Origin of the sequence: Marivita sp. S0852 (assembly GCF_046591575.1) — a bacterium.
Classification (GTDB): domain Bacteria; phylum Pseudomonadota; class Alphaproteobacteria; order Rhodobacterales; family Rhodobacteraceae; genus Marivita.
The window spans coordinates 305,584-325,681 of the sequence record NZ_JBIQWA010000003.1 but is presented as its reverse complement, the minus strand read 5'-3'; the positions used below and the strand labels follow the sequence as shown (position 1 = coordinate 325,681).

The 20,098-nt window shown below is 57.7% G+C and carries 19 protein-coding genes and 2 tRNA genes; 12 read left to right on the top strand and 9 right to left on the bottom strand.

All coding sequences use genetic code 11. The features are described from left to right. Nucleotides 1-15 precede the first annotated feature (15 nt). Genes ACG74X_RS07995 through cobA form a run of 5 tightly spaced genes read right to left on the bottom strand, consistent with a single transcriptional unit; the run spans nucleotide 16 to nucleotide 3,932 of the window. On the bottom strand, nucleotides 16-411 hold the full coding sequence (locus tag ACG74X_RS07995; RefSeq protein WP_411233836.1) for a DUF934 domain-containing protein: 396 nt from the start codon (nucleotides 409-411) through the stop codon (nucleotides 16-18). After that, entirely contained in the window at nucleotides 408-1,175 is a 768-nt protein-coding gene (locus tag ACG74X_RS07990) for a phosphoadenylyl-sulfate reductase (RefSeq protein ID WP_411233835.1), read from the bottom strand. The genes ACG74X_RS07995 and ACG74X_RS07990 overlap by 4 nt, the downstream gene beginning before the upstream one ends. After that, nucleotides 1,175-2,848, bottom strand: a complete 1,674-nt coding sequence (locus ACG74X_RS07985; protein ID WP_411233833.1) for a nitrite/sulfite reductase — start codon at nucleotides 2,846-2,848, stop codon at nucleotides 1,175-1,177. Before ACG74X_RS07985 ends, ACG74X_RS07990 begins: the two co-directional genes overlap by 1 nt. Beyond that, on the bottom strand, nucleotides 2,848-3,150 hold the full coding sequence (locus tag ACG74X_RS07980) for a DUF2849 domain-containing protein (protein ID WP_411233832.1): 303 nt from the start codon (nucleotides 3,148-3,150) through the stop codon (nucleotides 2,848-2,850). The genes ACG74X_RS07985 and ACG74X_RS07980 overlap by 1 nt, the downstream gene beginning before the upstream one ends. Then, on the bottom strand, nucleotides 3,150-3,932 hold the full coding sequence (gene cobA / locus ACG74X_RS07975; protein WP_411233830.1) for a uroporphyrinogen-III C-methyltransferase: 783 nt from the start codon (nucleotides 3,930-3,932) through the stop codon (nucleotides 3,150-3,152). Before cobA ends, ACG74X_RS07980 begins: the two co-directional genes overlap by 1 nt. Nucleotides 3,933-4,080: 148 nt before the next feature. Here cobA and ACG74X_RS07970 point away from each other — a divergent pair, with 148 nt between their 5' ends. The 6 genes from ACG74X_RS07970 to ACG74X_RS07945 all read left to right on the top strand — a co-directional run bounded on the left by ACG74X_RS07970 (nucleotide 4,081) and on the right by ACG74X_RS07945 (nucleotide 11,077). Further along, entirely contained in the window at nucleotides 4,081-4,536 is a 456-nt protein-coding gene (locus ACG74X_RS07970; protein ID WP_411233828.1) for an Lrp/AsnC family transcriptional regulator, read from the top strand. Nucleotides 4,537-4,675: 139 nt separating this feature from the next. Beyond that, nucleotides 4,676-6,424: an ATP-binding protein gene (locus ACG74X_RS07965; RefSeq protein ID WP_411233827.1), complete on the top strand. Its 1,749-nt coding sequence runs from the start codon at nucleotides 4,676-4,678 to the stop codon at nucleotides 6,422-6,424. Beyond that, nucleotides 6,421-7,644, top strand: coding sequence for a sigma-54-dependent transcriptional regulator (locus tag ACG74X_RS07960; RefSeq protein ID WP_411233825.1), 1,224 nt, complete (start codon nucleotides 6,421-6,423; stop codon nucleotides 7,642-7,644). The genes ACG74X_RS07965 and ACG74X_RS07960 overlap by 4 nt, the downstream gene beginning before the upstream one ends. 283 nt (nucleotides 7,645-7,927) lie before the next feature. Next, nucleotides 7,928-8,932 (top strand): DctP family TRAP transporter solute-binding subunit, encoded by a 1,005-nt coding sequence (locus ACG74X_RS07955; protein WP_411233823.1) that lies wholly within the window; start codon nucleotides 7,928-7,930, stop codon nucleotides 8,930-8,932. 75 nt (nucleotides 8,933-9,007) lie between these two features. After that, nucleotides 9,008-9,697: a TRAP transporter small permease gene (locus tag ACG74X_RS07950; RefSeq protein WP_411233821.1), complete on the top strand. Its 690-nt coding sequence runs from the start codon at nucleotides 9,008-9,010 to the stop codon at nucleotides 9,695-9,697. Nucleotides 9,698-9,700: 3 nt separating this feature from the next. Beyond that, nucleotides 9,701-11,077 carry a TRAP transporter large permease gene (locus tag ACG74X_RS07945; RefSeq protein ID WP_411233819.1) on the top strand — a complete coding sequence of 459 codons (1,377 nt, stop codon included), beginning with the start codon at nucleotides 9,701-9,703 and terminating at the stop codon, nucleotides 11,075-11,077. A 150-nt stretch (nucleotides 11,078-11,227) separates the two neighbouring features. Here the strand turns inward: ACG74X_RS07945 and tpiA are convergent, their stop codons facing one another. The 3 genes from tpiA to ACG74X_RS07930 form a co-directional block, all read right to left on the bottom strand. Then, the gene (gene tpiA / locus ACG74X_RS07940) at nucleotides 11,228-11,968 is read right to left on the bottom strand and encodes a triose-phosphate isomerase (RefSeq protein ID WP_411233818.1); all 741 of its coding nucleotides are present in this window, start codon (nucleotides 11,966-11,968) and stop codon (nucleotides 11,228-11,230) included. 211 nt (nucleotides 11,969-12,179) lie between these two features. After that, nucleotides 12,180-12,578: a HesB/IscA family protein gene (locus ACG74X_RS07935; protein ID WP_411233816.1), complete on the bottom strand. Its 399-nt coding sequence runs from the start codon at nucleotides 12,576-12,578 to the stop codon at nucleotides 12,180-12,182. A gap of 28 nt (nucleotides 12,579-12,606) precedes the next feature. Next, complete coding sequence (locus ACG74X_RS07930) at nucleotides 12,607-12,969, bottom strand: SUF system Fe-S cluster assembly protein (RefSeq protein ID WP_411234197.1); 363 nt, start codon at nucleotides 12,967-12,969, stop codon at nucleotides 12,607-12,609. 99 nt (nucleotides 12,970-13,068) lie between these two features. Here ACG74X_RS07930 and tgt point away from each other — a divergent pair, with 99 nt between their 5' ends. The 6 genes from tgt to ACG74X_RS07900 all read left to right on the top strand — a co-directional run bounded on the left by tgt (nucleotide 13,069) and on the right by ACG74X_RS07900 (nucleotide 19,054). Further along, complete coding sequence (gene tgt / locus ACG74X_RS07925; RefSeq protein ID WP_411233815.1) at nucleotides 13,069-14,196, top strand: tRNA guanosine(34) transglycosylase Tgt; 1,128 nt, start codon at nucleotides 13,069-13,071, stop codon at nucleotides 14,194-14,196. A 123-nt stretch (nucleotides 14,197-14,319) separates the two neighbouring features. Then, nucleotides 14,320-15,414 (top strand): PRC-barrel domain-containing protein, encoded by a 1,095-nt coding sequence (locus ACG74X_RS07920; protein ID WP_411233813.1) that lies wholly within the window; start codon nucleotides 14,320-14,322, stop codon nucleotides 15,412-15,414. Between the two features lie 275 nt (nucleotides 15,415-15,689). Then, on the top strand, nucleotides 15,690-18,101 hold the full coding sequence (gene lon, locus ACG74X_RS07915; RefSeq protein ID WP_411233811.1) for an endopeptidase La: 2,412 nt from the start codon (nucleotides 15,690-15,692) through the stop codon (nucleotides 18,099-18,101). Nucleotides 18,102-18,330: 229 nt separating this feature from the next. Further along, nucleotides 18,331-18,723, top strand: a complete 393-nt coding sequence (locus tag ACG74X_RS07910) for an HU family DNA-binding protein (protein ID WP_411233809.1) — start codon at nucleotides 18,331-18,333, stop codon at nucleotides 18,721-18,723. 19 nt (nucleotides 18,724-18,742) lie between these two features. Beyond that, nucleotides 18,743-18,817 (top strand) — tRNA-Val (locus ACG74X_RS07905). A gap of 161 nt (nucleotides 18,818-18,978) precedes the next feature. After that, nucleotides 18,979-19,054 (top strand) — tRNA-Val (locus tag ACG74X_RS07900). Between the two features lie 54 nt (nucleotides 19,055-19,108). Here ACG74X_RS07900 and ACG74X_RS07895 read toward each other — a convergent pair. Continuing rightward, nucleotides 19,109-19,849 carry a LytTR family DNA-binding domain-containing protein gene (locus ACG74X_RS07895; protein WP_411233807.1) on the bottom strand — a complete coding sequence of 247 codons (741 nt, stop codon included), beginning with the start codon at nucleotides 19,847-19,849 and terminating at the stop codon, nucleotides 19,109-19,111. Nucleotides 19,850-20,098 lie beyond the last annotated feature (249 nt).

Below are 20,098 nucleotides of genomic sequence, written 5' to 3'. Positions count from 1 at the left end.
CGGTTTGTGCCGCTGTCAGGCCGCAAGGCCCCTTAGGCGCGATTGGTAATCATGCCCCCGCCAATCGGCACGGGCAAGCCATTGGTCCTCGGGCTGGCGTCGGGCCAGCGCGTCATCGATTTCCACATCATCAAAACCGGACCGGCGGGCCATTGCGTATTGATCGGCGATCACATGGCCTTTGGCGCGCAGATGGCCCTGAAAGCCGTGCTGGCGGATCAGGCGGGCAAGGGTAAAGCCGCGCCCGTCGGAAAAGCTGGGGAAGTCGACGCGCACCAGTTCCATACCGGCCAGCAGATCGGGCAGCTTGGCGGGGTCGGTGTCAGAGGCCAGATCGACAATGTGATCGGAGGGAATCCACTGGGCGGGGTCTTCGGACAGGAAGCCTGTGTCATTGATCAGGGTGGTCATGTCAGATGTCCTTTGGGTGTCGTGATATGCAATCCACATTCGGTTTTTTCCATTCCAGGCCAACGCCCTGCACGAATATCTTCACCTTGTGAGACAGGAGCGGTGCAGGGAGCGCAGCCGATGGATGGATAGCCTTTGGTGACCAGCGGATGACGCGGCAGGTTATGCGTGTTGAGATGCGCCGCGATGCGCGCGGGTTTCCAGTCGATCAGGGGATTGATCTTGATCCGCCCGGTTTGCGCATCAAGCTCGAAATAGCGCAGGTTTTCGCGGGTCTTGGCCTGATGGCGTTTGCGACCGGTGATCCAGGCGTCATACCCGGCAAGGGCCGCGTTCAGCACATTGGTTTTGCGCAAGGTGCAGCAGGCATCGGGATTGCTCAGATGCAGCGCACCGTACGGGTCGTGCGTTTCAAGTGTACGTTCCGAGGCACGGATCGTTTGCACATTGCTCAGCCCAAGATGATCGGCAAGCTGCGTCTGGTAGTCCAGTGTTTCGGGAAACAGCAGATGCGTGTCGATGAACAGAACCGGCAAGTTGCGGTCGATATGGGCGATGAGGTGCAACAGCACGGCCGAGTCCGCGCCAAAGCTGGACACCATCGCGATGCGGTCAAAAAGACCGCGCGTCAGCACCGCCTCCAGAAAGTATGAGGTGCCAAAGTGACGGAATTGCGCGTTAAGCGCGTCAACCCTGTTTTGGCCCTCGATCCGTCTGGCAAGCGGCAGATCGCCCTGGGTGGTATGGGTGTCAAGCGTCAGCATCACGCGGCTTTCGCACGTTTTTCAGGCTCGCCGTAGAGCGCGGTTTTGAACGGGGTCATGCCTGTGCGTTTGAACGTGTCGATAAACGACTCGTCTGCGTCACGGCGTTCGCTGAGATAGGTGTCAACGATGCGTTCAATCGCCGGGACGATCTCGTCATAGGCAAACCCCGGACCCGTGCGCTGACCGATGGCGGCGGTTTCGGTGTGATCGCCGCCCAGCGTGATCTGATAATTCTCCACCCCCGCGCGGTCGAGGCCCAGGATGCCGATGTGACCGACATGGTGGTGCCCGCAGGCATTGATGCAGCCCGAGATCTTGATCTTGAGATCGCCGATATCGTTCTCAAGCTTCAATTCGTCAAAGCGCGTCGCGATTTCCTGCGCAATCGGGATCGACCGTGCGGTCGCCAGCGCGCAGTAATCCATGCCGGGGCAGGCGATGATATCGCTGATCTTGCCGATATTCGCGGTTGCCAGATCGGCTGTTTTCAACGCGGCGTGGATCGCGGGCAAATCGGCTTTGTGGACATGCGGCAGAACGATGTTCTGCTCGTGGCTAACCCGCAATTCGTCATGCCCGTATTGCGCGGCAAGGTCGGCCATCAACCGCATCTGATCCGAAGTCGCGTCGCCGGGTGTCGCGCCATGTGCCTTGAGGCTGATCTGCGCGATGGCATAGCCGTTGGCCCGGTGCACCGTGACATTGCTGTCGACCCAGGCGCGGAAGACGGGGTCATTGGCGTAGAATTGGTCAAACGGACCGGTGTCGCGGTCTGCAAAGGCGGGTGGGGCGAAATCGGCCTTGATCGCTGCGTAAAGCTGCTGGTCGATCCCGGTGAAGGCGGGTTTGAGCATCTTGAATCGCTCTTCCACCCGCGCGCGGATGTCGTCGATCCCGTGTTCGTGCACGGTGATCTTGATGCGCGACTTATATTTGTTGTCGCGACGCCCCAGCAGGTTCCAGACACTGACAATGGCCTCAAGATAGGGCAGCAGGTCCGCTTCGGGCAGGAAGTCGCGGATGACCTTGCCGATCATCGGTGTGCGGCCAAGCCCGCCGCCGACGATGACTTCAAAGCCTGCCTCTCCTGCGTCGTTCAGCACCATGCGCAAGCCGATATCATGGGCGCGGGTGACGGCGCGGTCAGTGGATGAACCTGTCACGGCCACCTTGAACTTGCGCGGGAGGAACTGGAATTCCGGGTGGTCTGTCGACCACTGGCGGATCAATTCGGCCACCGGGCGCGGATCGGAGATTTCATCGGCGGCTGCCCCGGCAAAATGGTCGGCGGTCACGTTGCGGATGGTGTTGCCCGAGGTCTGGATGGCGTGCATCTGCACCTTGGCCAGCGCATCCAGCATATCCGGCACGTCGCGCAGTTTCGGCCAGTTGAACTGGATGTTCTGGCGCGTGGTGAAGTGGCCATAGCCCTTGTCCCACGTATCTGCGATCATTGCGAGCTGCCGCATCTGCGCACTGCTCAGCGTGCCGTAGGGGACAGCCACGCGCAGCATGTAGGCGTGCAGTTGCAAATAAAGCCCGTTCATCAGACGCAGGGGTTTGAACTCATCCTCGGTCAGCGAGCCGTCAATGCGGCGCTCGACCTGGGCGCGGAACTGGCGGTTGCGTTCGGCCACAAAAGCGGCGTCGAAATCGGTGTAGCGATACATCAGCGAAGCTCCACTTGTTTGCCATGGGCATAGTTGGACGGGCCTTTGGTGCGAAACTCCTCGCGGAAATGGGTGGGTTTCGGGCCTGTTTCGGTTGTTGCGACATCGGCGAGATACACGCCCACCACTTCGGATGTCCGCGCGCTGGCGTCGATCAGCCGAACCTGCGCATCGGCTTCGTCGGTCAAAACCTCGGCATCCGTCAGATGGCGCGACCACGCGTCATTTGCGGTCAGGTAAACCACGTCACCGTCAAGAAGATCATTGGCGGTGACAACTTTGGGTGTGTAAATCGCAGGCATCAGATCATCTCCTGTACGGGTTTCGGCATGGCGGCGGCGGGGGTGGCTGCCCGCGGGGAAAGGCCGTAGATCAGCAGGGCCGGTCCGCTTAGCCCGGCTTCGGCCAAAACCGACGGCAGCGTTGCAAGCGTGGCTTCGACAATGCGCTCATTTTGGCGGGACGCATTTTCGACGATGGTCACCGGCGTTGACGGGTTTGCGCCATGCATCAGCAAGCGCCCCTGCATGAAGCGCGCCGCGCGTTTGCCCATATAGATTGCCGCGACCTCGCCGGGGGCGGCCAGGGTTTGCCAATCGTGATCGGCATAGCCTTGCATGTCATGACCGGTGATGAACCGCACCGACGTGTTGCGCCCGCGTTTGGTCATGGATTGCCCAAGCGCGGCAACCGCAGCCGATGCCGATGTCAGGCCGGGAACGATCGTATAGGCGATGTCCGCGGCGTGCAGGGCGTCAAGCTCTTCATCAAGGCGGCCAAACACCGTCGGATCGCCGGATTTCAGCCGCACCACCTGTGCCCCGGTCTGGGCCATATAGACGATCATGGTATTGATGGTGGACTGTGTGACCGAGGGTCCGAAGCCTTCTTTGCCCGCATTCAACAGGCGGGCCTGCGGGCCGATGCAGGACAGGATGGCATCGCTGACCAGACGGTCATGGATCACAACATCGGCCGTCTGCAGTGCGCGCAGGGCCTTGAGTGTCAACAGATCAGGATCGCCCGGGCCCGCGCCGACAAAGGCGACCGGGTGGATCGTGGGATGAGAACTGGTCTGGGGCATCGGATGTCCTTGGGTCGCGTTTCTTGCTGTAAAGATAGAATTTCGTTCCGATATTTGGCCAGTGCCTTGCGGAAATAAGGAAATTTGTTCTATCTGGGCGATGCGGTAGGATGATTGATCGCGAAAACATCGAAAAGGCGGAACAGTGGTGAAGATCGACGAAACGGACCGGAAAATCCTTATCGAGCTGCAAACCGACGCGGCGCAGTCATTGGACGATATTGCGCGCAAAGTCGGGTCATCAAAGACACCGGTGTGGAACCGAATCCGCAAATTGCGGGAGGCCGGGATTGTCGGCGCGCAGACCGTGCGCCTTGATGCGGATGCGCTGGGGTTCGAGGCATGTTTTTTCGTCCTGATCCGCACAAGCGAGCATGAGGCGGAATGGCAGCGCACGTTTCTCAAAGCGCTTCAGGATCGTCCCGAAGTGCAAGAGGCGCATCGTTTGGCGGGGGATATAGATTACATCCTGAAAGTCAGGGTCAAAAACGCGCGCGCCTATGATGTGTTCTATCAGGCGCTGATTGCAGAGGTTCGGGTCCACAATGTCACGGCGCTTTTGTCGATGGAAGAAATCAAATCCACCACGGCGCTGCCCTTATAGCGGATGGAATATGCATATTTTTGAAAAGAAGATGCGGGTATGGTGCGTTTGTTTGATCAATGACTGGTGAAGTGTCGCATGACCTGCAACGCGCCATGTGGCGCTGGCAATATGCGGGAATCGCGGCTTTACTCTGGATATGACGTCACATTCCTGGACCCGAATTGCCTTTGTCGCCACGTTTCTGGCGCTGGTGGCGGTGTTGGCCGCCGGTGTCTGGCGGCACGGATATGTGCAGGCGCTGGAGCCGCTGGAAGCGCGGGGCAAAGCGGATCTGGCCTTGGCGTCTGACCGGTTGATGGCGCAATTGCAGCGTCATCGGGAATTTGCGGTTCTGATCGCCGATCACCCGGTTCTGGCGCAATTGCACGAAGGCGGATCTTCGCAAGCGGCCTCGGCCGTTCTGTTGGAGGCGGCGGACAAGACAAGCACGCTCACGGTGTTCTATGCCAATCCAGAGGGGCAGGTTTTGGCGGCCTCTGACGGTGTCGCGCCGGAGACCCTGGCTGCGGGGCGTTATTTTCAACGCGCCGTGACCGGGGCCTTGGGGGCCGAACAGGGGTCAACCGCCGGGTTTGCGCACCGGACCTACAGTTTTGCCGCGCCGTCTTTCGGACCGGATGGACGGGTGCGCGGTGTGTTGGTCGCGGTTGTTGATATCGACGATCTTGAGGAAGACTGGCGCGGCACGCAGCCGACGGTGTTTTTCACCGGACAGGACGGTCGGGTGTTTGTGACCAACCGGTCGGAATTGCTGTCGGCGCAATTGCAGGAGGATGCGGGGCTGGCATTTGCGGATGGCTCGCGCCGTCCGGCACAGCGGCGGTCGCTGGCCGGGTATGACATTCTTGAACAAAGCTGGTCGCCCTATATTCCGCAGCGGGCGATGGTGCTGCAGGCACAACTGCCGGTGATCGACATGACGGGATATGTCATGGTGAATGTTTCTCCGGCATTGCGGTTGGCGCGCTTGCAGGCCGCGGCCGTCGCTGCCGTTTGCCTGTTTTTTGGAGCGTTGTTGTTTCTGGCCACGGAGCGCCGCCGCGCCCTTGCGGCGGCCAATCTGGTGCTGGAGGACCGTGTTGCGGCGCGGACCCAAGATCTTGAGGCGGTCAATGCCGACCTGCGGCGCGAGGTTCAGGAACGGCAGGACGCCGAAGCTGCCTTGAAACGCGCGCAGGCTGATTTGGTTCAGGCGGGCAAATTGTCGGCGCTTGGACAGATGTCAGCCGGGATCAGCCATGAATTGAACCAACCGTTGATGGCGATCCGGTCGTTTGCCGATAACGGATCGGCGTTTCTGGATCGGGGCGAACAAGACCGGGTCGCTCGGAACCTTGCGAGGATCTCGGACATGGCCCGTCGCATGGCGCGGATCATCAAAAACCTGCGCGCCTTTGCGCGGCAGGAAAGCGAACCCGTTACCCGTGTCGATCTGGCAGCCGTGATTCAGAGCGCTGTGGAACTGACCGAGACGCGGCTTCAGGCGGCGGATGTCACGCTTGGCTGGGTGCCGCCGCCGACACCGATCTGGGTGCGCGGGGGCGAGGTGCGGCTGACACAGGTGTTTGTCAATCTGATTTCCAACGCCTCTGACGCGATGATCGGACGCAAACAACGGCAGCTGAACATTCAGATCAAAAATGACAGCCAATTGTCTGTTATGGTGGCAGATACGGGCCCCGGTATCAAAGAGCCGGAAAAGATATTCGATCCGTTCTACAGCACGAAAACCATAGGATCGGCTGATGGCATGGGGCTGGGTTTGTCGATCAGCTATGGGCTGGTGCAGAGTTTTGGCGGCACCATCAAGGGGGCGAATGGTGACACGGGCGGGGCTGTTTTCACCGTCAGTCTTGAACGCTGGATAGAAGAGGATGCGGCATGAACGGGCGTGTGCTTTTGGTCGATGACGATCTTGCGGTGCGCGAGGCGCTGGCGCAGACGCTGGAGTTGGTGGCGTATGAGGCCATCACCGCCGGGTCATTTGTCGAGGCGAAGGATCACATCACCGAAAAGTTCGACGGGGTGATCCTGTCCGACATTCGCATGCCCGGCCGAGACGGGTTTCATCTGTTGGAATATACACGCGATCAGGATGAAGACTTGCCCGTCATCCTGTTGACTGGCGAGGGCGATATCCCGATGGCGGTCAAGGCAATGGAGCGCGGTGCGTTCGGGTTTCTGGAAAAACCCTGCGCGCCGGGGGATCTGACAGATGTCATCGCCAAAGCCTTGAAAACCCGCGCTCTTGTTCTTGAAGATCGCCGCTTGAAAGCGCAACTGGAATCCGGTGACCCGGCCGCGCGCATGTTGTTTGGCACGTCGCCACAGGCAGAAGAGCTGCGTCGCAAGGTCCGCAGCGCGGCAAAATCCGGCACGGATGTGTTGGTCATGGGGGCATCGGGCACCGGTATTTCGAAGGTGGCCGAGGTTATTCACCTCAGTTCGCCACGGATCAACGGCCCCTTTGTAAAACGCTCTGCGGCACAGTTGGGGCGGGACAGTTTGGGAACGCTTTGGGCGTCCTGTGCAGGCGGCACCCTGTTTCTGGACAATATCGCGCAGCTGCCCAGCGACAGTCAGATGGCGCTGCTTGATCTGTTGGGGCAGGACGACACGCGGTTGATTGCAGGCACCACAGAGCCGCTCCACCCGCTTGCCGAGCAGCACCAGTTTCACACCGATCTGTTCTATCGGTTGAGCGTGATGCAGGTGCGCATTCCGTCACTTTCAGAACGGCCCGGCGATATTCCGGTCCTGTTTCGCCACTATGTCGCGCAATCGGCGGAACAGGCCGGGCTGGAGGCACCGGTCGTCACACCCGAGATCATCGACAGCCTGATGGCCCGTGATTGGCCCGGCAATGCACGCGCGCTGACCAGCGAAGCCATGCGGTTCGTCCTTGGTGTTGACAGAGCCGACCGGCCTTTGCTGCAAGGCGGGCTGGTCGAGCGGTTGGCGCAGGTTGAACGCTCTATCCTGACCGATGCCTTGCAACAGGCAAACGGACAGGCGTCGGTTGCCGCAGAGGCGTTGAAGCTTCCGCGCAAGACGTTTTACGACAAGCTGGCGAAATATGGCATTCGTCCCGAAGACTTTCGTTGACACCGGCAGAATCACCGACCGTATCAAGACAATTGTGCGAAAATCCGCACTCTGAGCGGCCTTATTTGTGCGGAAATCCGCACATTGGATTCTTTGCGCATTTTGGTTGAACATGAAGTTTACACACCAATCATCTGTTAAATAATAATAATTTTATGTCTTTTCCAATTTATTTGAGCGACGCTTGTCGACGCGTTTCGTTAACGGTTTTGTGACGACCAGAGAGCGCCAGCGTGGGAGGGGCGCTCGACCTGTCGTTTTGACCACTCCCTGGGAGGAAGTTATGAAAAAGTTTCTGATGTCTGCCGCCGCGATAGCCGCGCTGATGACCGGTGCCACGGCGGCACAGGCCGCCTGCGACGATGGCGAAATTGTCATCAAGTTCAGCCATGTGACCAATACCGACCGTCACCCCAAAGGCATCGCCGCGTCTTTGCTGCAGCAGCGGGTGAACGATGAAATGAACGGTACGGCTTGCATGGAAGTGTTCCCGCAGTCGTCACTTTACAACGATGATCAGGTGCTCGAAGCGATGCTGCAAGGTGACGTTCAGCTGGCCGCGCCGTCGCTGTCGAAGTTTGAGCAGTTCACCAAGCAGTTCCGCATTTTTGACCTGCCGTTCATGTTCAAGAACATTGACGCGGTCGATGCATTCCAGAATTCCGAAACCGGTCAGGCAATGAAGGAATCTATGACCCGCCGTGGTCTTCTGGGCCTCGCGTTCTGGCATAATGGCATGAAGCAGATGTCGGCCAACAAACCGCTGGTCTCTCCGACCGATGCGGAAGGTCTGAAATTCCGGGTGCAGAACTCGGACGTGCTCAAGGCGCAGATGGCAGCGCTGGGTGGATCACCCCAGCCAATGGCGTTTTCGGAAGTATACGGTGCGCTGCAAACGGGTGTTGTGGATGGGCAGGAAAACACCTGGTCCAACATCTACGGCCAGAAGTTCTTTGAGGTTCAGGACGGCATCACCGAAACCAACCACGGCATCATCGACTATCTTGTGGTGACCGGAACCGACTGGTGGGACAGCCTGCCGGAAGATGTGCGCGATCAGCTGGGCACCATCATTGCCGAAGTCACAGAGGTGCGGAACGCCGAGTCCACCAAAGTGAACGCAGACGCCAAGCAAGCGGTGATTGATGCAGGCAGCGTGGTGCGCGAACTCGACGCGGAACAACGGCAGGCCTGGGTTGATGTGATGAAGCCCGTCTGGGAGCAATTCCGCGAGGATGTTGGCCAGGAAAACATCGACGCGGCGCAAGCCATCAACATGAATTACTAAGACCTGACACGTAATCAACCCGGCCCCGAATGGGCCGGGTTTTTACAAAGACCCGCTTATTGGGGAGGGACGGGCATGTCTGCGCAATATCAACCACGGTCGCTGATGGGCCGCATGGTTCACGAGCTGGAAGAGACGGCGATTGCGGTCATCCTTGGGCTTATGGTGACGATCACCTTTATCAACGTGGTGCTGCGGTACGGGTTCAACACAGGCCTGATCTGGGGGCTTGAGATGACCTCGTTTCTGTTTGCCTGGCTGGTGCTGTTCGGGGTCAGCTATGCGGTCAAGGTCACGGCGCATCTTGGTGTCGATGCGATTTTGAATATCGTGTCGGCCCCGCTGCGCCGCGCGATGTGTCTGACGGCCGCTGCGGTCTGTGTGATCTACGCGATGCTGTTGATGAAAGGTGCCTGGGATTACTGGGCCAATTTTGCCAATCTGCCGCAAACCACGGGCCGCTGGTTTCCCACCGGCCTCGAAGAGATGGGGCGCACGTCGTATCGCGGATGGTACGAGACGGTCGATATTCCCTTTCCGGAGTGGCTGCGCTGGATTGAGCCGATCATGAACGAAGGCGAAGAATACGAAAAACTGCCCCGATTCATACCCTACGCGATGCTGCCCTTTGGGATGGCCTTGCTGCTGTTCCGGTTCTGCCAGGCGGCCTGGCGCATCTGGACGGGACAGGCGCAGAACCTCATCGTCAGTCACGAAGCCGAAGACGCCGTCGATGACGTCGCGGCGATGAATCGCGGGGATTGATTTATGGAAGTTGCAATCCTCTTTGGCCTGGTAATCGGGTTGATGCTGATCGGTGTTCCTATCGCCGTTAGCCTGGGTTTTTCGTCGATCCTGTTTCTTCTGGTGCTCAGTGACACGTCGCTGGCCTCGATCGCGCAGACCCTGTTTCAGGCGATGGCGGGACATTACACGCTGTTGGCCATTCCGTTTTTCATTCTGGCGTCCAGCTTTATGTCGACCGGCGGCGTGGCGCGGCGGATCATCCGGTTTTCCATTGCCATTGTCGGGCATTTTCCCGGCGGTCTGGCGATTGCGGGTGTGTTTGCCTGTATGCTGTTTGCGGCACTGTCAGGCTCGTCCCCGGCCACGGTTGTGGCGATCGGGTCTATTGTGATCGCGGGGATGCGGCAGGTGGGCTATACCAAGGATTTCGCCGCCGGTGTCATTGCCAATGCGGGCACTTTGGGCATTCTGATCCCGCCCTCCATCGTCATGGTCGTTTATGCATCCGCCACAGATGTGTCGGTGGGACGCATGTTTCTGGCCGGCGTAATTCCCGGACTGCTGGCGGGCTCCATGTTGATGATCACAATCTATATCATCGCACGGGTCAAGAACCTGCCGAAAGGTGATTGGAAAGGCTGGGGCGAGGTTTGGGCCTCGGGCCGGGATGCGGGGTGGGGCTTGTTCCTGATCGTGATCATCCTTGGCGGGATTTACGGTGGTATTTTCACACCGACCGAAGCCGCAGCGGTGGCCGCGATCTATGCATTTTTCATCGCAAGTTTCGTTTATCGGGACATGGGTCCGCTCAGCGGGAAAGACGGCGCAGCCAATCTGAGCCTTCTTCAGAAACCCATCGCCCTGGTGACCGCGTTTTTTCACAAAGATACAAAAGACACCCTGTTCGAAGCGGGCAAGCTGACCGTCACTTTGATGTTCATCATCGCCAATGCGCTGATTTTGAAACATGTTCTGACGGATGAACAAATCCCCCAGACGATTGCAGCCGCGATGCTGGATGCCGGGTTCGGGCCGATCCTGTTTCTGGTGATCGTCAATGTCATCCTGTTGATTGGCGGCCAATTCATGGAACCTTCCGGCCTGATTGTCATCGTGGCCCCCCTGGTGTTTCCAATCGCGATCGAGCTGGGGATTGATCCGATCCATCTGGGGATCATCATGGTGGTGAATATGGAAATCGGGATGATTACGCCGCCGGTGGGTCTGAACCTGTTTGTCACCTCAGGGGTGGCTGGTATGCCGATGATGCGGGTGGTGCGGGCTGCCTTGCCGTTTTTGGGCGTCATGTTCATTTTCCTGATCATGGTCACCTATATTCCATGGCTGTCGACCTTCTTGCCGACGACATTCATGGGCCCCGAGATCATCACCAGATAGGCTGCCACGCTCTGGGAAAACGCAAAAAAGCGACGCTCTTATCCGGGCGTCGCTTTTGTCTGCAGCGGTTGTGTGTGCATATTTTTGAAAAGAAGATGCCTATGGGTCGTTAAAGACTGGTTGACGTCTTCTTTTTCCAAATATGCGAAATCACGCCGCGTTCAAGGCGCGCACGATGGGGGCAAAGTCACTGGCCTTGAGGCTGGCACCGCCAACCAACGCGCCGTCGACGTCATCAACGGCAAAGATCTCGGCAGCATTGGCGGCCTTAACGCTGCCGCCGTAAAGCACCGGAATTGCGCTTGCGACGCTGTTGCCAAATCTCTGGATCAGGCTGGAGCGGATGAAGGCGTGTACTTCGGCAATCTGAGCCGTTGTGGGCACTTTTCCGGTGCCGATGGCCCAGACCGGTTCATAGGCGACCACTGTGTTTTCGGCAGTGCAGCCGTCAGGCACGGACGCGGCCAATTGCATGCCGATGATGTCTAGGGTTTTGCCGCCTTCACGCTCGTCCAGCGTTTCGCCGACGCAAATGATAGAGGTCAGCCCGGCGGACCATGCCGCGCGGGATTTTTCGGCCACCAGCGCATCGGTTTCGCCATGATCGGCGCGGCGTTCAGAATGGCCAAGGATCACATAGGTGGCGCCTGCGTCTTTCAACATTTCGGCGGACAGATCGCCTGTATGGGCCCCGGATCTGGCGGTGTGGCAGTCTTGGCCGCCGATTGCGAGATCCCCCGCCTTGGCGCTGGCTGTCGCAATCAATGTGGCGGGCGGGCAGATCAGGACGTCGGCCGGTCCAGAGGCGGCCTCTTGCAGGGCGTCAAGTTCGCCCAGCGCGGCGGTCACGCCATTCATTTTCCAGTTTCCGGCGGCGAGTTTGCGGCGCATGAGCACGTTCCTGTTGTCATCAAAATTGCGTGCATCATCGCGGGCATCGCGGCAAGGTCAAGAGGTGTTGCCGAAGGGTCCGGCGGCCGTGCATTTCGGTCCGAAATAGGCCGATATCACAGGGGGGTCGGGCAGAGCGCGAGCAAAATAACGCTTTGGTCAAAGCTGTGCGGTGACAGGCGCGCAGAACTGCCATATGTCGGCACGCCTGTTAGTTTTTGAGGTTGGGTGCGCCGTCGGCATGCTCTTCGGTAAGTTCGTCCACATCCTTGAACTTGATCGATTCCCCGCAGCCACAGGCGTCTTCGACATTCGGGTTGTTGAATTGGAACCCCGATTCCAGCAGCGATGTCTGATAGTCGATTTCGGTGCCGAAGAGGAACATTTGTGCCATCGGTGCGATCATCACCGTGGCCCCATCCTGTTCGACGACCTCGTCATGGGGGTCAGTGTCATCGACGTAATCCATGGTGTATTCCATGCCAGCGCAGCCGCCTTTCTTGACGCCGATGCGCAAGCCTGCATGGCCCTTTGCTTCCATCAGCTTGCGCACTTGCGCAGCGGCTTTCGGGGTCAGGGTGACAGCTTGTTTTCCGGGGATGCCAAACATGGGTGTATCCTTTGGTTTGAGCCTGGTCTTACATGAAGCCCAGTTCGAGCCGTGCTTCGTCGGACATCATATCCATGCCCCAGGGCGGCTCCCAGGTCAGGTCGACATCGACTTGTTTGACCCCCGCCAGGGGTTCAATCGCTTCGGCGACCCATCCGGGCATTTCGCCTGCGACGGGACATCCTGGTGCGGTCAGGGTCATGATAATGCTGACCGCGTTATCGTCTGTGATGTCAATCGTGTAGATCAGTCCGAGGTCATAGATATTGACCGGGATTTCCGGGTCATAGACAGACCGGCACGCCTCGACCACCTGATCATACAGTGGATGATCGGTGCTAGAGGGCGCAATCAGTGGCGTGCCTTCGATTTGCGGGCTGGCGTTGTTCATGTCAGTCATTCCCATGAGTTCCTGACTAAAGATATAGGGAAAGCAACGGTCCGGGTAAAGGGTTGGCAATCGGGGATTGCTGGGGCATGGGGTCTGATTATGAGCAAATCGTCTTTTTCCCTGCATGCGACCGACGGGTTTGCCCGGACCGGTCAGATTGAAACACCCCGAGGCGTGATCCGCACCCCGGCGTTCATGCCTGTTGGCACAGCAGCGACAGTCAAGGCCATGATGCCGGAAAGCGTGGCTGCGACCGGGGCGGATATCCTGCTGGGCAACACCTATCATCTGATGCTGCGCCCCACCGCCGAGCGGATTGACCGATTGGGAGGGCTTCACAAATTTATGAACTGGGACAAGCCCATTCTGACCGATTCAGGCGGGTTTCAGGTGATGAGCCTCGCCGATCTGCGCAAGCTGACGGAGACGGGTGTTACGTTCAAATCTCATATTGACGGGTCAAAACATGAGCTGACGCCAGAGCGGTCGATGGACATTCAACGGCTGTTGGGATCGGACATCGTGATGTGCTTTGACGAATGTCCGGCCTTGCCTGCGGATCGTGCGCGGATTGCGGACTCGATGCGCCTTTCGACGCGGTGGGCAGAGAGGTCCAAAGACGCATTCGGCGACCGGCCCGGCCATATGTTGTTCGGGATACAGCAAGGCGGTTTGGAGGAAGATCTGCGTGCGGAATCGGCCGAGGCATTGCGGGCCATTGGCTTTGACGGCTACGCGGTTGGCGGTCTGGCGGTGGGCGAGGGGCAGGAGGCGATGTTCGGCTGTCTGGATTACGCGCCGGGGCAATTGCCCGAAGACAAGCCTCGGTATCTGATGGGGGTTGGCAAGCCGGATGATATTGTCGGCGCCGTCAAGCGCGGGATCGACATGATGGATTGCGTGCTGCCGTCGCGGTCGGGGCGCACGGGGCAGGCGTGGACGCGGCGCGGGCAGGTGAACATCAAGAACGCCCGTCATCAGGACGATCCAAGACCCTTGGACGAGCACTGCACCTGTCCCGCCTGCCGCAATTACAGCCGCGCCTATTTGCACCACGTGTTCCGCGCGCAAGAGATGATTTCGGGCATGCTGTTGACCTGGCACAATCTGCATTACTATCAGGAGTTGATGCAGGGTCTGCGAGACGCGATTGCGTCTGGAACATTCGCACACTTTGAGGCGCGATTTCACGCCCTGCGCGACGCTGGTGACATTGAACCCGTGTAGGCGTCGGCAACGCTAGGTTCAGCATTTTGTTCCGAAAATTATTCGGGGAACTGTTTTCAGTGCAGACGCTTATTTCGACAAGGCCGGTCAATTCGCCGCGCCATAATCGAAAGGAGATGTTCCATGTACTTCACTCTCAAATCCTCCATTCTTGGAGCGGTATCAGCCATTGCGCTTAGCAGTGCGGTTGCGGCCCAGTCCACAAGCCAGAATACCGAAACCACCACAGCTCAGGTTGCACCCACAGGCGGCAGCGTCATGGTCGAGCAGGGCGAGCCGAAAGTCACAGTCACAATCGACGAACCCGATGTTGATGTCAGCCAATCCGCGCCCGAGGTGACAGTCGAACAACCACAGCCCGAGATCAACGTGCAGGTGCCAGAGCCGAATGTCACAGTTCAGCAGCAAGCGCCGATCGTGACAATCGAACAGGAACAACCCATTGTGACGGTCCGCATCCCAGAGCCGATTATCACAATCCGCGTGCCGCGCCCAAATGTCGATGTTAGCCAGAACGACCCGAACGTGCAGGTTGAAACGCCTGAGCCGGTCGTCAACTTCATCCGTCCCGAACCGCGCATCACTATCGAGGAATCCCAACCGCAGGTTCGCGTCGAACAAGCGGATGCCGGATCGAACGTGGAAATCGACGAGGCGGCTGATGCCAATATCGAAGTATCCTCTGCCGACCCGCAGGTGAACATCGAACAATCCGAGGACGCAAATGTTGAAGTGTCCCAGGCAGAGCCTGAAGTGCGGATCGAAGGCGTAGAGGGTGCGGATGTGACTGTGGATCAGGCCGAAGCGGATGTGCGCTTGCTTGATTATCAGGCGGACGACGCCGGCAATATGCAGTCCGAGGAAGACCGCGAGACCTATGCAACCGGGTTTGTGCAGACCTCGATGGCCGATGTCACCACCAGCGATCTGCTGGGATTGGACGTGATGACCGAAGACGGCAGCGATGTCGGTGAAATCGACAATATCGGTGTGCGCGGTGAAACCATTGTCGCCATCGTCGGTGTTGGTGGATTCCTTGGTTTGGGCGAACATGACATTGCCGTGCCTGTTGACCGTCTGGAAATGCGTGACGGCAGCGTCCTGGTGCCAAGCCACACGGAAGCCGAGCTTGAAAACATGCCGGAATACGACACCACCGAAGTTCGCATTGCCGATGATACGGTACGCCTTCGTGACTTGTTGCCACAGGTCAATTGATCCGTGGGGCCATGTCGATAAAGGGCAAACCCGTCTATGACAGAAGAAAGGTCGCCTGTTCGGGCGACCTTTTTTCATAGGTTATGCTGGTAAACGAAAAATACACCACCTCGCCGAGAAGCGGCTTGAAGGTGTTGGTCAACCGAATATGGTGGAGTGGACACGCGATAGGTTGAAATCTGGTGATGCTTGCACCACCTTTAACCTCCATGACCGGAGACGCGTCTGTTGCCTCAAAGAGGGACGACGGGTCTTGCCAAGAAAAGGAAACGAGCATGCAAGAGCCCCTTAACGCATCTTACCCAGTGCTGCCGTTGCGCGACATCGTCGTGTTTCCGCACATGATCGTGCCGCTTTTTGTCGGACGCGACAAATCTGTGCGTGCCCTGGAAGAGGTGATGGCCGATGACAAGCAGATCCTGCTTGCCAGCCAGATGGACCCGTCCGAGGACGATCCACAAACCGATGGTATTTTCAAAGCCGGCGTGCTGGCCAATGTGCTGCAGCTTTTGAAGCTTCCCGATGGCACCGTTAAGGTGCTGGTCGAAGGCCAAAGCCGTGTGCGCATCACCGATTACATCGAAAACGATGACTTCTTTGAAGCCAACGCCGAATATCTGACCGAAATGCCGGGCGATCCTGCCGCCATTGAAGCGCTTGTGCGCACTGTGGGCGCAGAGTTCGAGCGGTATTCAAAGGTCAAGAAAAACATCCCCGAAGAAGCGCTCGGCGCTGTGTCCGAAGCCGAGGAGCCTGCCAAGCTGGCCGATCTGGTTGCGGGGCATCTTGGGATTGAAGTTGATCAAAAGCAGGAATTGCTTGAAACGCTTGCCGTGAGCGAACGTCTTGAGAAGGTTTATGGCCTGATGCAGGGCGAAATGTCTGTGCTGCAGGTCGAGAAAAAGATCAAAACCCGCGTCAAATCCCAAATGGAGCGCACGCAGCGCGAGTATTATCTGAATGAGCAGATGAAGGCTATTCAGAAGGAACTGGGCGACGGCGAGGATGGCCAGAACGAAGTCGCGGAATTGGAAGCCAAGGTCAACGAGACCAAACTGTCCAAGGAAGCGCGCGAAAAGGCCGAGGCCGAGATCAAAAAGCTCAAGAACATGAGCCCGATGAGCGCCGAAGCGACTGTCGTGCGCAACTATCTTGACTGGATGCTGTCGATCCCGTGGGGCAAGAAATCCCGCGTGAAAAAGGATTTGGGCGGTGCCGAAAAGATCCTTGATGCCGATCACTATGGGCTTGAGAAGGTCAAGGAGCGCATTGTCGAATACCTTGCGGTGCAACAACGCTCGAAAAAGCTGAAAGGCCCGATCATGTGCCTTGTCGGCCCTCCGGGTGTGGGTAAAACCTCGCTGGGCAAATCGGTTGCCAAAGCCACGGGGCGCGAATTTATTCGCATCTCGCTGGGTGGTGTGCGCGACGAGTCGGAAATTCGTGGCCACCGCCGGACCTATATCGGCTCCATGCCGGGCAAGATCATCCAGGCGCTGAAAAAGGCCAAGACGACGAACCCGCTGATCCTGCTCGACGAGATCGACAAGATGGGTCAGGATTTCCGGGGTGATCCGGCGTCGGCCATGCTTGAAGTGCTTGATCCGGAACAGAACGGCACGTTCGTCGACCACTACCTTGAAGTGGAATACGACCTGTCGAACGTGATGTTCCTGACCACGGCGAACAGCTATAACATGCCGGGGCCGCTTTTGGATCGGATGGAGATCATTCCACTGGCAGGTTACACCGAGGACGAAAAGGCCGAGATCGCCAAGCGTCACCTGATTTCAAAGCAGGTTAAGAACCATGGTTTGAGAAAAGGCGAGTTTGAGCTGGCGGACGAGGCACTGACGGATGTCGTGCGGTACTATACCCGCGAAGCCGGTGTGCGGAATCTGGAACGCGAAATCTCCAAGTTGGCGCGTAAAGCGGTGACCAAGATCATCAAGAAGGAAGAAGACAAGGTGGTGATCACGCCGGACAACCTTGACGACTATCTTGGTGTTCGCAAATACCGCTACGGTCTGGCCGAGGATGAAAATCAGGTCGGCGTGGTGACCGGGTTGGCCTATACCTCTGTCGGTGGGGACCTGTTGCATATCGAGGCGCTGAAACTGCCCGGTAAGGGACGGATGAAAACCACAGGCAAGCTGGGTGATGTGATGAAAGAATCCATCGACGCCGCGGCCAGCTATGTGCGGTCGATCTCACCTCAGATCGGGGTGAAACCGCCGCAATTCGACAAGATGGACATCCATGTCCACGTGCCGGATGGGGCCACGCCCAAGGATGGCCCGTCTGCCGGTTTGGCGATGGTGACGTCGATTGTCTCTGTTCTGACAGGCATCCCTGTCAAACGTGACATTGCCATGACCGGCGAGGTGTCGTTGCGCGGCAATGCGATGCCGATCGGTGGGTTGAAAGAAAAGCTGCTTGCGGCGCTGCGGGGTGGGATCAAGACGGTTCTGATTCCGCAGGAAAACGAAAAAGACCTGGCCGAGCTGCCGGACAATGTGAAGAACGGGCTAGAGATTATCCCGGTCAATCATGTGTCTGATGTTCTTAAGATTGCGTTGGTGGACAAGCCCAAATCAATCGAATGGGACGAAGCAGCAGAAGAGGCCGCAGCGGCGGCGCGTGCGGCCGAAGCGGCGGCACAAGGGACGGCCCCTGTGGCACATTGATCGGTCTTTGATCGCACTGAACAGGAAAGGGCGCTCGTCGGAGCGCCCTTTTTCTTTGTCGCGGGTTGCGTTGCGCAAACGGACCTCGCCACCGATGGCCTGCGCTTAATTATAGTTGCGGATCAAGATGTTGATGTAAATCGCAATATGCCGACTGGATAAAGTATGGGTTTTTGTTATGCTGACGCAAAAAGACGCTTAAAATTTCGAATACTGAGGGAAGAGCATCATGGGAACCACCCGCAAAACATCGACAGCTGTGCGCAAAGCCACACCGGCCCGCGCGACCCCGGCGGCAGCAAAAGCACCGGACCCGGAAGTTGTGGTCAATGAATCACCCAGAATCACGGAGCCTGAGCTTAAGAAGAAAGAGCTGATCGACACGATCGTGGCGCGTAGCGGTGTAAAAAAACGCGATGCCAAGCCGGTGATCGAAGCAATGCTGGCCGTGTTGGGCGAAACAATCGCAAACGGGCGGGAATTGAACCTGGCACCAATGGGCAAGCTTAAAATCACCCGTATGAAAAAGACAACCAAGGCCCATATCATCACAACACGCTTGCGGCGCAATGAACCGCGTCAAGCGGACCCGATTGACCCTCTTGCGCAGGCGGCAGAGTAAAGCTAAACCCATCTGCGTTGGGTGATTAGCTCAGTGGTAGAGCGCTTCGTTCACATCGAAGATGTCAGGAGTTCAAATCTCTTATCACCCACCATTTTCCGTCCCAGCTTTGACGATATTTCGTCTTGGAATTCTTTGGATCACAAGGGATTGAGCGCCACACCGAAGGCGCGAAACCACAATTTTCGCGCAATGGAAAAAATCCAAAATGCCCCCTTGCGGCAGGCGCGCGGCTTGGCTAAACCCCACGCCAGCGGGTGATTAGCTCAGTTGGTAGAGCGCTTCGTTTACACCGAAGATGTCGGGAGTTCGAGTCTCTCATCACCCACCATTTCCCGAGTTTTGCATCAGATGTTTTGCGGACTATACCTGTGAAATCAATGCATTACAGGTGATTGTCCACCCAGGTTTTGACCTGGTCAATCCGGGTGCGCGCCACCGGAATCGGCTGATCGCATCGCAGGCGCAGAACCGGGCGACCGGCCTCTTGTTCCAACCCCTTGGCCGCGTGGCGGGCCACCCACCAGGAGCGGTGCGGCTGAATTCCGTCAGATGGCGATGTTTGTGCCACGATATCACTCAGCCGTGCGCGCAGTCTGGTTTGACCCTCGTTTGTTGTGACTTCGACATGGTGCTCTTGCGCTTCGATCATTTTGACCGTGTCCAGCGGGATGCGTTCGCCGCCGATAATCAATTGACGCGCTGTCGGTGCCGGTTCCGGCGGTGTTTCAACACGGGATATTGTCTTGGCGAAATCTGAATGCAGGACCGGGAACACATATTTGAAGAACACCGCTTCGATGACCTGAACAGACAGGAAGTAGAACAGAAAATTTGCCCCCGAATCCGCCGGAAATCGACCACCGCTCAGATAGTCTATGATGACGTTTTCCGCGATGTAGACTGCGGGAATCAGCGACAGGCAACCGATCAGTGATGTTGGTACGCGCAAGCCGGGATACTGCGCGGTCAGCAGCGATTGCAGCGCAAGGATCACGCCGAATGCGGTCATGTAGATGACATAAGACATGGGCCAAATCACCGCGCTGGTCCAAAGCGGCACATAATGCCGGATGCCAGAGGGGTCCGTGCCAAAAAACAGCAGGAGCGCAAGCCCGGCGAACAAGAGAAAGCGCGGGTCACTTATGACTTTGAAGAAAAAAGCAAAGGAAAAGCTATGCTGTCCGCCCAAAGGGTCCCAGACGTTCAAGTCACGTGTTAAAAAGGTTTTCGAACTATTCGTTTCGTTCATTTCAAACTATCAATTGTGGAGCGTTTCAATGTTAAGGTGTTCTATATAAAAGACTATTAAATCAAGATGTGTTGGCGTTACTTAGCGTCAGTTCGTTAAAAATGTTACAGCCAAATACAGGAT

Bases quoted from the DNA above. Each gene is read 5' to 3' on its own strand.
- tpiA (WP_411233818.1), bottom strand. From the start codon at position 11,968: ATGCGCCGCAAACTCGCCGCCGGAAACTGGAAAATGAATGGCGTGACC.
- ACG74X_RS07995 (WP_411233836.1), bottom strand. From the start codon at position 411: ATGACCACCCTGATCAATGACACAGGCTTCCTGTCCGAAGACCCCGCC.
- ACG74X_RS07960 (WP_411233825.1), top strand. From the start codon at position 6,421: ATGAACGGGCGTGTGCTTTTGGTCGATGACGATCTTGCGGTGCGCGAG.
- ACG74X_RS07980 (WP_411233832.1), bottom strand. From the start codon at position 3,150: ATGCCTGCGATTTACACACCCAAAGTTGTCACCGCCAATGATCTTCTT.
- ACG74X_RS07990 (WP_411233835.1), bottom strand. From the start codon at position 1,175: ATGCTGACGCTTGACACCCATACCACCCAGGGCGATCTGCCGCTTGCC.
- ACG74X_RS07945 (WP_411233819.1), top strand. From the start codon at position 9,701: ATGGAAGTTGCAATCCTCTTTGGCCTGGTAATCGGGTTGATGCTGATC.
- ACG74X_RS07910 (WP_411233809.1), top strand. From the start codon at position 18,331: ATGGGAACCACCCGCAAAACATCGACAGCTGTGCGCAAAGCCACACCG.
- lon (WP_411233811.1), top strand. From the start codon at position 15,690: ATGCAAGAGCCCCTTAACGCATCTTACCCAGTGCTGCCGTTGCGCGAC.
- ACG74X_RS07985 (WP_411233833.1), bottom strand. From the start codon at position 2,848: ATGTATCGCTACACCGATTTCGACGCCGCTTTTGTGGCCGAACGCAAC.
- ACG74X_RS07965 (WP_411233827.1), top strand. From the start codon at position 4,676: ATGACGTCACATTCCTGGACCCGAATTGCCTTTGTCGCCACGTTTCTG.
- ACG74X_RS07950 (WP_411233821.1), top strand. From the start codon at position 9,008: ATGTCTGCGCAATATCAACCACGGTCGCTGATGGGCCGCATGGTTCAC.
- ACG74X_RS07955 (WP_411233823.1), top strand. From the start codon at position 7,928: ATGAAAAAGTTTCTGATGTCTGCCGCCGCGATAGCCGCGCTGATGACC.
- tgt (WP_411233815.1), top strand. From the start codon at position 13,069: ATGAGCAAATCGTCTTTTTCCCTGCATGCGACCGACGGGTTTGCCCGG.
- ACG74X_RS07935 (WP_411233816.1), bottom strand. From the start codon at position 12,578: ATGTTTGGCATCCCCGGAAAACAAGCTGTCACCCTGACCCCGAAAGCC.
- ACG74X_RS07930 (WP_411234197.1), bottom strand. From the start codon at position 12,969: ATGAACAACGCCAGCCCGCAAATCGAAGGCACGCCACTGATTGCGCCC.
- ACG74X_RS07920 (WP_411233813.1), top strand. From the start codon at position 14,320: ATGTACTTCACTCTCAAATCCTCCATTCTTGGAGCGGTATCAGCCATT.
- cobA (WP_411233830.1), bottom strand. From the start codon at position 3,932: ATGCCCCAGACCAGTTCTCATCCCACGATCCACCCGGTCGCCTTTGTC.